Here is a 13,016-nt window from a genome sequence, read left to right on the forward strand (position 1 = left end):
GCTTTTTATTTATAGCCGTTGTTCTCTTTCATTCAGGTTCCTGAATTCTTTCGGAGACTGCCCGACCTTGTTTTTAAAAATTTTGGTGAAATGAGAGGGGTGCTCAAAGCCGAGTCCATAAGCAATCTCACTGATCGCGCTTTCTGTACTCCATAGTAAATGCTTTGCTTTATCAATTAATTTCAAATGGATCTGTTCCTGTGTTGACTTGCCGGTATATTTACTTAATAGGTCGGATAGGTAATTGGCAGATAAATTTAAGTGCGAAGCGAAATACTTTACATCTGGAATGCCGGTGTCAATCAGAGAGCCTTGAGCAAAATAATCATTCAAAAGTCTTTCAAATTTTTCAACAATATCATTTCCCGCTTTTACCCTGGTTAAAAACTGTCGGTCGTAAAACCTTGAACAGTAGGATAAAAGCAGTTCAAGGTTTGTCAGGATCAAATTATGCGAATGTTTATCAAGGTTGTTTCCGATCTCTTTACCGATGTTGCGCAAACAATCTTCCAAAACATCCTTTTCAGCATCTGAAATATGAAGGCATTCATTGGTGTCATAACCGAAGAAAGAATACTCGGATAGTTTACGGCCTCTGCTGGTTGCATTTAAAAAATCAGGGTGTATATAAATTGCCCAGCCCTCCACCTTGTTTTCGACTCCAGGGGTTAGCACTTGATCAGGTGCGGTAAACATTAACGAACCGGCTGAAAAATCATAACTGGTCCGGCCGTATCTAAACACACCTTCGATCTTTTTACAGGCTATGGAGTACAGGTCAAGCCGGTAGGAGGCTCCCGGTTTCCTGTTCGAGCGGTCAACCCTGGCCAGGTCTATAACGGAAATAAGCGGGTGCAGCGGTTTATCGTAATGAAAAAAACTGTGCAGTTCAGCAATTGATTTGATATCTATATAATCCATACAACCGTTGTCTAACCCTGATTCAAATTTAGTAAACATACCTGGTATTTGCTGTTTCATATTTCATTTACCGTTTGAATAAGGACAGGCATAAGCTTGCTATTAATAATTGATCATATCATTATGCCGCCGCCCACTTCTATACGCTGGGCATTTACGTATCTGCTGTCATCCGATAATAGCGATGCAACAAAAAGACCTACATCATCAGCTACACCAAGGCGCCCCAGGGCTATGCCGGCTGCAATCTGATGTCTATGGCCCTCATCGCCTTTTCCGCCGCCAAACTCGGTATCGATCGCACCGGGTGCAACACTGTTCACCCGGATATTCCGGTCAGCATATTCCTTGGCGAAGTACCTTGTTAAGCCTTCAGTTGCGGCTTTCAGCGCACCGTACACCGCCACGCCTGGAAACGCGAACCGTGCGAGCCCGGAAGAGATGTTAATAATCTGGCCGCCCTCAGTGATGAAAGGAAGCAGCTTTTGCGTCAGAAAGAATACACCTTTAAAGTTGACATTCACCAGTTGATCGAACATTTCTTCAGTTGTATCTTTAATAAGTGTTCGTTGAGCTATTCCCGCATTGTTAACGAGATAGTCGAAGCTTTCTCGATCCCATTCTGTTTTAAGCACTTGCAATACCTGTTTGCTGAAATTGCTGAAAGATCCCGTATCGGCCGAGTTGAGCTGCAATGCAACCGCTTTACCACCATTTTGGTTGATCTCATCAGCCACCGCTTTTCCGTGTTCGGGCTGGCTATTGTAAGTGAGGATTACGCCAATGCCGCGTTTTGCTGCATTCAATGCAATGCTTTTTCCTATTCCGCGGCTACCACCGGTTACCAGGACGATTTTCGATTGTTGATCTGTTGTGTTCATCGTTTTATTTTTTTTGATCACACAAAGTTCCATCATCAAATCGCTGCCCACTTATACATTTAAGGGTAAGAATTATACATTTCTCATATATCGTAGCGGACAAATACTATTCTCCGTAAAAGCTTGTCGTGTGGGCATGTCTTTATATGTGTGGGTTTTTAGGCGCTATGCTAACCTGCTTTAACAATATACAGGTTTCACCGAAGAACGCCCGTCAATCCCAAGCGGCAGAAAATCAAAAAACAGGTGCAGAATAGAACAAATAGCCAAACCTAAAACGCAGTGGTTTTGTGTTCATAAGCGATGAGTCAAAGCTTCCACGAGAATTGAACACAAACCCCGAAGGGCTCAATCAGCCCAAAGAAAACACAAACAAAAACTGATTAAACAAAGTGCTGCTTTTTTTTGATGAGCGTGGGTTGTGAGGAGCCACATTGGTGGATTGACAAAGCGCTTTGGGTACTTTGACGCTCCAAAATGCGCAGCATTCTTGGGCGCCAATAAAAACAACATGCTCTGCGAAAAACTACCATGCCACCGTGGCAAAGAGCGGAAAAACAAATAAATATTTGTGTCAACACTTGATGTTTTTAGAATCAGGATCTCTTAATGGCAGGAAAGATGCTGAAATAAATTCAGCATGACGATAGACCTAGGCAACGACGCTAAAAACAAATCTAAATTAACAGAGATGTATCCACACGATAGTACATTCGTATTCACGGTTATAATAGGGGTCTTACAGCTAAGCCCATTTTATAATTAATAATTGTTATTTTCGTGTACGTTAACTGAATGCATATGGCATTCCGGTTTTACTCAAAAGGGACGAAGCTTTAAGGTGACCAGCATTTTTAGATAATAAATACCTTTAAGAAAGAACTGTAAAAGACTAGCTAAGAATTTAATTATGGAAGGAAATAAAGAACTTGTTGGTGTTAAGGAAATTGCCCGCCGTGCAAATGTATCTATTGGTACGGTAGATCGGGTTTTGCATAACAGAACAGGTGTTTCCAAGAAAACAAAAGATAAAATACTGGCTATTATTGAGGAACTGGCGTATCAGCCCAATATTTTGGCCCGCAGATTAGCCTCTAAAAAGCAGATTGTTTTTGCCGTAATCATCCCGTCCGTTTCTGATGAAACGGATTATTGGCAAGAACCCTTGCTGGGTATTGAGCAGGCTGCAGGTGAAATAGCTCCTTATGGAATTATCCTGAAAAAATATTTTTACGATCTAAACCACAAAACCTCCTTTGTTCAACAGATTGACCAAATTGATCTTTCAGATATTCAAGCCGTCCTTATTGCACCAATTTTTATTGAGGAATCCGAAAATTTCCTGATCAAACTGGACAAAAGAAAAATTCCCTATGTTTTTATCAATTCTGATATCCAGGGCCATAACAGTTTGAGTTATTTCGGGCCTGAACTTTACCAGAGTGGTTATCTGTCTGCCCATTTAATGAAGTATGTTATCAAGGAAGATGATACAATACTGATTGTCAATATCTCTCACGAAATAGATAATCATCACCACCTGCTCCGTAAGGAACAGGGGTTCCGTAGTTACTTTAAAGAGAAGGATTTAAAAAATACCATCCTCAAAATTGATATCGTACAGACTGATTATCAATTCGTGGCTACATCGTTGCAGACAGTTTTTAAGGAAAATAATGTTTCGGCCATTTTTGTGACCAACTCCAGAGTGTCGGCAGTAGCAAAATATTTAAACCAAACTAACGCACGTAAAATGCTGATCGGATTTGATTACACTAAAGAAAATCTACAGTTCTTAAAGCAGGGGAGTATTGATTTTCTCATCTGTCAAAAACCCCGGGAGCAGGGATACAAAGGTATCATGGCACTGTATCAGTTTGTTGTACATGCAAAAACCGGCGAAAAAAACAATTTTATGCCGATCGATATCATTACTGCCCAAAACTGCGATTTCTACATTAACTAAGCCGGTTTTAATTTTCGTGTTTCTTTCCCTTTCCTAATCATAAACATATTGATTTGGAATTACAATATATGTTTTGTTAATTCGTGTACGTTAACGCATGTATTAATCAGCTAAACAAAATTTTTTTTATGGATAAGAAGACATACACAAAATCACTTTGCATTATTGCTGTGCTCTTTTTTGTTTTTGGGTTTGTCACCTGGATAAATGCCATGCTTATCCCTTATTTTAAGTTATGCTGCGAACTGAATAACCTGGAGTCTTATTTTGTAGCATTTGCTTTTTACATTTCCTATCTGTTCATTTCTTATCCTGCTTCCTTACTGCTAAAGAAGACCGGCTTCAAAAATGGAATGATGGTTGGTTTTTGGGTAATGTCTCTGGGCGCCTTTTTATTTATTCCGGCGGCCATGTACAGAAGCTACCTTTTGTTTTTATGTGGGCTGTTCACCTTGGGTGCGGGACTGGCGGTACTGCAGACTGCGGCAAATCCTTATGTCACCATCCTCGGCCCCAAAGAAAGTGCAGCGAAGAGGTTTAGTATAATGGGCATCTGCAATAAATTCGCCGGAATCCTGGCTCCCTTGCTTTTTGCTGCTGTGGTACTAAAACCATCAGATAGGGAATTATTTGAGCAGGTAAAATTAATGGGTATCCCCGAAAGGGCTGCCGTGCTTGACGAATTGATCCGAAGGGTAATTTATCCTTATGCAGCGGTTGGCATCATTTTGCTGGTTCTGGGTTTCCTGGTCCGTTTTTCGGTACTGCCCGAAATCAATACTGAAGAGGAAGATAAAACGACGGCTGCCTTAAATAGGGAGAAAACGAATATTTTCGAGTTTCCTCATCTGATATTGGGCGCACTGGCCATTTTTGTTCACGTGGGTTCGCAGGTTATCGCCGTTGATACCATTATCGGATATGCACATTCAATGAACATTTCTCTGCTGGAGGCCAAGGTGTTTCCATCGTATACCCTTTCTGCAACCATAGCAGGCTACCTGTTGGGAATTTCATTGATCCCAAAATACATTTCCCAGCTTTTGGCGCTGCGTATGTGTGTGATTTTTGGCATTATATTCACCGTTTGCATCTTATTTTCGGGCGGACAGATTAAAATGTTCGGTCATCAGGCAGATGTTTCAATCTGGTTTATTGTGCTGCTCGGTTTTGCCAACTCAATGATATGGGCCGGCATTTGGCCACTATCGATGGACAGATTGGGTAAGTTTATCAAAATAGGTGCAGCCGTATTGATCATGGGCCTTTCAGGCAATGCCATTCTTCCATTAATTTATGGGCACCTTGCCGATGTTTATGGACTTAAAAACGCTTACATCGTATTGTTGCCCTGCTATCTGTATCTTTTATTCTATGCCTACAAAGGTTATAAGCTAAAAAGCTGGAGACTTTGATCTGTATTTTCCACTTCAAAACTTAATATGAACTTAACCGTACCCTTTTTTAAAGACGAAACCGGAGGATCTCCTGCTGACCTGTGGAACAAACTGGAAGCACTGCCCAGCCATGACCTGAACAATAGCTCATGGCCGCATATCCCAACTTCCTGTAATGCTTCATTCAAAATTGCCCATACCTCAAAATACATTTTAATCAAGTTTTTCGTAACCGATGATTATTTTGCTTCCATAAACAGGCCAATCAACAGCGATGTGCATCTTGATAATTGCGTAGAGTTTTTTATTTCATTTGATGAATCTGACAACTATTATAATCTGGAGTTTAATGCCTTCGGTACAGGGAAAGTAGCCTATGGGGATAAAAGCGGAAGAAGAAAACTATTAAACGAAGATGTAATAGGTAAAATACGCACAAAAGTGGAATGGGGGAATGAAGGAGAAAGTTTCAACTGGGATATACTGCTCAAAATCCCGACAGAGGTTTTTGTGTACCATAAACTCAGGAGTTTTGAAGGGCAAAATGCAAAGGCCAATTTTTTTAAATGTGGCGATGGATTACCAAATCCTCATTATCTCTGTTGGAATCGCATACTGAGTGCATTACCAGATTTTCACCGTCCGGAATATTTTGGCTCTATAGAGTTTATGCCGATAAAACCGGCGGTAACTGATGAAATTAAAAGGTAAAATATTTTTTATTATTTTTTTTCGTGTACGTTAACGATATTTTTAATATATTAGCATATAGATAGTTATAATATTGGCTATAAATTGATTTAACTCATCAACAACTCAACCAAAACCAATTAACCAAAACAAAATGAACAAATTATTGCTGATGTTACCCATCCTTTTGGCGTGTAAAAAGGATATTTTGCTGCCTCAAAAAGCAGAATCTGCATCATTGAAAGCCAAAACAGTTGATACAGCTGAGCAAAATGCCACTGCTACAACCATAACTTTTGGCGGTTACTCCTGGACGGTAAAAAGTGGGAATGGCCTCGGCCCTGGTCCAAACATTTGGGGTGCCCAAAATGTATGGAAAGACAGCGAAGGGCTGTTGCACCTTAAACTCTCTTACGATAGCGCAACCTCGAAGTGGATTTGTGCCGGAGTTACCTCTACAGTTAATCTGGGGTATGGAACCTATCAATGGCAGGTACAGGGCCCAGTTAGTACGCTCGATAAAAATGTGGTAGCAGGCCTTTTCCATTATTCTGGCCCTGATGGCTATAATGAAATGGATATAGAATTTGCGAGATGGGGCAATGCTTCCAAACCAAACGTAAATTATAGTGTATATCCGGCTGCGGGTACTACCGGAACGCAGCAGCGCGTAACCACCCAATGGACACAATCAGAGGGAACCGCTAGTACCCATCGTTATACCTGGACAAACAATTCTGTTGTACTTAAAAGCATGAACGGTTTTTACAACGACGACACCAATATGTTTTTTTCTCATACATTTTTGGCACCTGCAACCTCTATTCCCAGTGTTGCGCTGCCAGTGAAGATGAATCTCTGGTGTTTCAAAGGATTGGCGCCGAGTGACGCAAAAGAAGTCGAGATCGTGATCAGAAGTTTTAAGTTCACGCCTGCACCATAATTAAAAAAATTTAAATTTTAATCGTGTACGTTAACGAATTGTTCCCGATTGTTCATTATTTTACACGGGGATAAATTGATTAATAGTTACCAAACGCGAAACTGATAATAGAAAATGCATATGAAAAAAATATACATGATGGCTGTTGTAGCCTTGTTCTCTATTTGGAGTGCTGCTGCCCAGGTTAATACCGCCCCGGTACCTACCTTCATGCTTACCGGGAAGGTTAGTGAAGATAAAACCAATGAAGGGCTTATTGGGGTTTCGATAAGGGTTCAGGGAACCAATGTGGGCACGGCAACTGATAAAAATGGAAACTTCAGTATCAGGGTGAGCCAGGGTGCAGTAATTACGTTCAACTATCTGGGTTATAAAAATCAAACCATAAATATAGGCGAACGCAAAACCTTGGATATAAAACTTACTCCTGACGCACAGCAACTGGGCGAGGTTACCATTAATGTGGGGTATGGTACCCAAAAGGTTAAAGAAATAACAGGCGCTGTAGGCTCTATTTCGGCAAAGCAAATGGATAGTCATGCCCTTGGCGATGTAAACAGTAGTTTACAGGGCAAAATTGCCGGTCTTCAGATCACGAGCAATTCAGGAGAGCCGGGAGCAGGGGCAACCGTCAGAATCCGTGGTGCCTCTTCCGTAAATGGAAGTAGTCAGCCATTATACATTGTAGATGGTATTCCCATCAATTCAGATACGTATGCGGGCGGATTGGTAGATGATGCTTCTACTTTCAGTCCTTTAGCTGATCTGAATCCGCAAGATATCGAATCTATTGAGGTCCTGAAAGATGGTACCGCGTCGATTTATGGCTCCCGCGCATCAAACGGGGTGATTATCATCACTACAAAAAGTGGGAAGAACGCCAAAAAACCTGAAATCCAGGTATCTGCAAATGGAAGTGTGGCCGATATAACCAGAAAGATCGGTGTTCTTAACGCAAGCCAGTTCAGGAGTGCTTTTATTGATGCCATCTATAATTTTACCGGGGCACAAACTACAAAGGTTTCCGTAATCGATTCCCTGCATCCTTACTATTCCCAGCCAAACAACTGGCAGGACCTGATGTACCGTTCGGCCTACCAGTACAAGGCAGATGTGAGTATAAAGGGCGCTTCGAAAGATAACAATATGAACTATTTTATCAGTGCCGGTTACAAGGATATTGATCCGATCATCATCAATACGAAATTTAAGCAAACCTTTGCTTCGGCAAAAGTTTACTATAACATAAATAAAGTTATTTCTGGCAACACTAATTTTAACATTTCTACCAATGACTATAATAGAATTCTCAGTGGCCTTAGTAACCAGAGTGCAATTTACCAGGCGCTGAGTACCATGCCCGTTTACACACCATATGATCCCGTAACCGGCCAGCTTATTCCTTTGCTTGAGGGAAGCAAACCCAACCCGATCGCAATATCGGAGCTTGCCGCAAATAAAATAAACCGCTGGCGGATTTTTGGTAATCAGGATGTTAGAGTAAAAATTATCAAAGACCTGGAGTTTAAAACCTCATTGGGGCTGGATTATTCCAATACCGAAGAAACAAACTTTACGCCTCAGGCACTTTTGCCACAGGGGCAGATCAGTTCTTCTTACCTGACCACCGGTAAAAATTATTCGTTTATCAACGAGAATACTTTAAATTATAGGGCAACCATCGCAAACAACCACCATTTGACATTTTTATTGGGGCAGTCCTATCAAAAATTTACCGATAACAATGTGGATGTAATCGGAAGGAGATTGATTGATGCAACCATCACCTCTATAAACGGAACTTCGGTGGTATCCTTGTACAATCAAAATATAGAAGAACATAGCCTGCTTTCCTATTTTAGTAGGGCCAACTATGATTATAAAGGCAGATACCTGTTTTCTGCAGTTATGCGTGCTGATGGATCGTCGAGGTTTGGTGCCCAAAACCGCTTTGGTTATTTTCCTTCCTTTTCGGCCGGCTGGAGACTTTCGCAGGAGGATTGGTTCAAAAAAATCACTTTTATATCCGATGCCAAACTGCGGGGAAGTTTTGGCGTTACCGGAAATCAGTCGATCGGAAATTACGCCTGGCAAGGCTCTTTTTATACCCCAGGCACTTATTTGGGCAATGTTGCCATTGTAAGTAATGGCGTACCCAACGCTTCTTTGAGGTGGGAAACCACAAAACAGACCAATATAGGCCTGGATTTAGCTTTTCTCCATGATAGAATCCGCTTCACTGCAGATGCCTATCTGAAAAAAACTACAGGCCTTTTATTTGATGTTGCGGTGCCAGGCACAACAGGTTATGCTACAGTGCCTGCAAACTTTGGAAGCCTTGAGAATAAGGGGCTCGAATTTACCTTGTCAACAATTAATCTAGATGGTGCACTTAAGTGGAATTCTACATTGACCTTTTCACTGAACAGAAATAAGGTTCTTTCCCTTCCGGGAAATCAGGACTACCGGCCTAATATCTACAACATGGCAAGGGTTGGCGAAACGGCTGGTGTATTTTATGGACTGAAAGCACTTGGTGTTTATGCTTACGATGCGGATAATGTTTACCAGAAAAACCCTACAACCGGAGCTGTAACACCTTACCGCCAGGGTTCGGCCAATGGCGCAGTATATAAAGGTGGAGATGTGATCTGGGAAGATGTAAATGGCGATGGGATTATTAATGATGCTGATCTACAGGTTATCGGTAATCCAAACCCCGATTTTACAGGCGGTTTTCAGAACGAGTTTACCTATAAGAACTTCACACTTTCAACGCTCATTACCTACAGTTTTGGCAATGATGTGTTTAACGAGGTAAAAAGAAACCTGGATGCTTCGCCGTATGATCAGAACCTCACAACCGATCAGCTCAGAAGATGGAGGAAACAGGGCGATGTAACAGATGTGCCAAAATTGGTGAAAACCGACCCTATGCTGAATTATGCCATCTCCAATAGGTTTGTCGAAGATGGTTCTTTTATCAGACTACAGAATGTTGCACTAAATTATAGAATAGCTTCTAAACTATTAAATAAACTAAAAATCAGCAATGCCAACATTGGCTTTTCAGTGGTGAACCTGTTAACCTTCGGTTCGTATACCGGATATGACCCAGAAGTAAGTTCATCCACAAATGCACTGGCAGTGGGGGTAGATAGAGGTTCGTTCCCTAGAACCAGAACATATAATTTATCATTAAACTTTAGTCTTTAAATATTACGAAAATGAAAGATTATAAAATGTACAGCTTCATGCTAATCGGACTGCTTCTTTTGGGAAGCTGCAAAAAGGCGTTGGAGATAGATCCTACAACATCATATTCCAGTTCCAACTATTGGACTGAAACCTCGCAGGCAACGGCAGCGCTTTATGGCGCTTATAATCTGATGCAGGGCGCAATGGCACCAGAATCTGTTTTGTATGGCGAGGGCAGGGCCGATAATGTGGCGCTAAACCCATTGGCCCTGAGCTCCCAAACCTTAAACCTACTCACCAATAACCTTAATTCGAGTTTGCCTATTACTAGCTGGAATGGCATTTACCAGGTTGTTAATCAAAGTAATCTGATTTTAAAGAATACTTCGGAGATGAAAAATAAAGGTTTGTATTTAGGCAAGGCTGCCGACTATAGCAGCGTTAGGGGACAGGCATTTGCCATTCGGGCTTTTTGCTACTTCTATATGACGCGTATCTGGGGCAAACTGCCTTTGGTGACCGAACCTTTAACAGATGCTAACCAGAATGTAAGTATTGCCCGCTCAGATACTGCTGCAGTATACGCCCGCATTCAGGCGGATTTAGATTCTGCCTCACTTGCGGCAATACCCGCTTCTTATTCTACAGCTTCAGCAACAAGGGCGCAGTTTACCATGGGGGCCGTAAATGCGATATATACCGATTTTTACATGTGGAGGCATCAATATCAAAACGCATTAACGGCTTCTCAGAAAATCTTATCTAATTCTACTTACGCTTTAACGGCATTATATAGTGCCTCCTCAACAATAGATTATAATGTTAACCCTGCGCTGATAGATAATACAGCCTATGCCCAGATGTTTACCAAAGGATTTTCATCAGAGTCGATTTTTGAAATTGATTACAACTTTTCGGAACGGGCAACACGCTCATTCCTGATTACCGTTTATGGGGATTTAGGGTTTCAGCCATTTTTCAAAGCAAGCGGTTATCTTTCCAGTAAGTTTACTTCAACAGATTTAAGATCGAAAGTGAACTTTGATACCAATTCGGGAATTGTCAAGTTCTTTGAAAAGTCGGGGTTTGTTCGTGGTACGCAGGATGATAAGAATATTATTGTTTACCGCCTGGCAGATATTATGCTGTTACGGGCAGAAGCGCTGAACAAAACAGGCGATATTGCAGGCGCAATGACTTTGGTTAACCAGATAAGAACAAGGGCTGGAGCTGTAGCATACACACCAGCATCGTATACAGGTTTGACAACTGATCAGATTGAAGACCTTATTTTGGACGAACGTGCAAGGGAGCTTTGTTACGAGGGCAAAAGATGGTATGACCTGGTGCGTACCGGTAAGGCCCTGAAAGTTCTTGGACCGATAAATGGCATCTCAAATCCTGAAAATTTCCTGTGGCCCATTAATCTTACCGAAATTAGGTTAAACCCACTTTTAGATCAAAATTCATATTATCAATAAAAACGGCTACAGATGAAAAATTTAAAACTTTACTTAAAAACACTGTTTTTCTGTACAGGTTTGCTGGTTGCAGCAGGCTGCAGCAAATTCGAACTATTGAAAAATGAAGATAGTGATGGAGCGGCAGCTGGAGCCAATCTCAAAGCGCAGACCATAAAGCAGTTTTTGCTTACGGATCATAGTACAGATCTTACCGAACTGGATCTTTTTTCAGCTGCCGTAAAAAGAGCGGGTTTAGTGGATTTATTTGGTACAAGTGATAGTTATACAAGCGTATTTTTAACCAATCCAGCCATGAAACAATTGCTGGCTACTATTGGTTATGCATCTGTAGATCAGGTTCCTCCGATCATACTCAAAAACCTGCTTGAAGATCTCATCATAAAAGGAAAATTGAAGTCGACTGATATTGGCCTTGGCGAATCCAAAAAAATGGAAACCATTAACGGCAATTTTATTTATTACAGTAGATCATCCAGTAGTTCAGATCAATATATTTTAACCATCAACCAAAACTCATCTTTAAGTTCTACCGCGGCTGTGGTAAGGAGTCAGGATTTGGAATTTAGCAATGGCGTGGCGCAGGTAACGGCACAATTTACCTTTTACCGTTTGCTTGATGAAAAGCCTGATGATGCAATTCCCGGCGGAAATGTGGTAACCGAAAAAATAAACGTAACAAAGGATGTTTATATACGTGGCGGAAACGGTAATAATAACGCCAATTTCAATGATGCCGCAACAATGGATTTAAAAGCTGTAAGCTCAGCCGATGCTACCGTGGGTAGGATAGGGGTAATGCAGTTTCCTTTAACAAAACCGGGCTTTGGGGATAAAATCGGAGCAGCCAAAATGTTTGTATATGTTTATAATACCGGACTTACCCCTTCAACCATTTACTCTTTTTCTGCACACCTGGGCGAGAATAAAGATTGGATAGAAAGCACCATTACCTGGAACAATGCACCAACATACAATTCGGTGGCCATGTCAACCATTCCGGTTCCGGGTGCTACTGTGGGGTGGGTTTCTTTTGATGTTACCTCGGCTGTTAGCCAGCTTTATGCAAATAATGGAAGCTTTATCAATGTCTTTCTAAGGCATAATGTCGATAATTTTATCAAACTTAGGCCAAGGGAATTTTCTTCAGGTAGTTTTGCCGCTTATATAGCTGTAACCTCTCCGCCAATAACCTTACTGAAACTTGGGCAGGTAAGCCCGCTTAATGTATCTGCCAGCAAACCAATTGTACCTTTAACCATCGCCAATTTACAAATGACAGGTACAGATGACAAGAATATCACTTATACCATTAAACAGGTTCCAACAGCTGGATACTTGGTTAAGTACGGGGTTCCGCTTTCTGCCAATGCTTCATTTTCTCAGACAGATATTGCAAAGGGTGCTGTAAAATATCTTTACGGTGGTACAGGCAATGCCGATAAGATTGTTTTCGAGGCAAGAGATCATAACGGAGGGTATTTCGCAAATGAATTAAGCCTGGATATTGTCATTAATTAAACCATAACATCCCAATTG

General features: G+C 41.3%; 9 protein-coding genes. 7 read left to right on the forward strand and 2 right to left on the reverse strand.

What is annotated here, in order from left to right:
* Nucleotides 1-9: 9 nt before the first annotated feature.
* Together EYS08_RS03170 and EYS08_RS03175 are read right to left on the reverse strand one after the other, a co-directional pair.
* Entirely contained in the window at nt 10-981 is a 972-nt protein-coding gene (locus EYS08_RS03170; RefSeq protein WP_244215841.1) for a helix-turn-helix domain-containing protein, read from the reverse strand.
* A gap of 53 nt (nt 982-1,034) precedes the next feature.
* On the reverse strand, nt 1,035-1,802 hold the full coding sequence (locus tag EYS08_RS03175; protein ID WP_131028407.1) for an SDR family NAD(P)-dependent oxidoreductase: 768 nt from the start codon (nt 1,800-1,802) through the stop codon (nt 1,035-1,037).
* A 910-nt stretch (nt 1,803-2,712) separates the two neighbouring features.
* Here EYS08_RS03175 and EYS08_RS03180 point away from each other — a divergent pair.
* The 7 genes from EYS08_RS03180 to EYS08_RS03210 all read left to right on the forward strand — a co-directional run bounded on the left by EYS08_RS03180 (nt 2,713) and on the right by EYS08_RS03210 (nt 12,998).
* Complete coding sequence (locus tag EYS08_RS03180) at nt 2,713-3,768, forward strand: LacI family DNA-binding transcriptional regulator (protein ID WP_131028408.1); 1,056 nt, start codon at nt 2,713-2,715, stop codon at nt 3,766-3,768.
* Between the two features lie 128 nt (nt 3,769-3,896).
* Complete coding sequence (locus EYS08_RS03185) at nt 3,897-5,183, forward strand: sugar MFS transporter (protein WP_131028409.1); 1,287 nt, start codon at nt 3,897-3,899, stop codon at nt 5,181-5,183.
* A 27-nt stretch (nt 5,184-5,210) separates the two neighbouring features.
* On the forward strand, nt 5,211-5,876 hold the full coding sequence (locus tag EYS08_RS03190; RefSeq protein ID WP_131028410.1) for a carbohydrate-binding family 9-like protein: 666 nt from the start codon (nt 5,211-5,213) through the stop codon (nt 5,874-5,876).
* A 133-nt stretch (nt 5,877-6,009) separates the two neighbouring features.
* A complete protein-coding gene (locus tag EYS08_RS03195) occupies nt 6,010-6,798 on the forward strand; it encodes a glycoside hydrolase family 16 protein (RefSeq protein WP_131028411.1) in 789 nt (262 codons plus the stop codon).
* 120 nt (nt 6,799-6,918) lie between these two features.
* A complete protein-coding gene (locus tag EYS08_RS03200; protein WP_165456356.1) occupies nt 6,919-10,014 on the forward strand; it encodes a SusC/RagA family TonB-linked outer membrane protein in 3,096 nt (1,031 codons plus the stop codon).
* Between the two features lie 11 nt (nt 10,015-10,025).
* On the forward strand, nt 10,026-11,477 hold the full coding sequence (locus EYS08_RS03205) for a RagB/SusD family nutrient uptake outer membrane protein (RefSeq protein ID WP_131028413.1): 1,452 nt from the start codon (nt 10,026-10,028) through the stop codon (nt 11,475-11,477).
* 12 nt (nt 11,478-11,489) lie between these two features.
* The gene (locus tag EYS08_RS03210; RefSeq protein WP_131028414.1) at nt 11,490-12,998 is read left to right on the forward strand and encodes a CBM96 family carbohydrate-binding protein; all 1,509 of its coding nucleotides are present in this window, start codon (nt 11,490-11,492) and stop codon (nt 12,996-12,998) included.
* Nucleotides 12,999-13,016 lie beyond the last annotated feature (18 nt).

The sequence above is a fragment of the Pedobacter kyonggii genome, assembly GCF_004310665.1.
Lineage (GTDB): Bacteria > Bacteroidota > Bacteroidia > Sphingobacteriales > Sphingobacteriaceae > Pedobacter > Pedobacter kyonggii.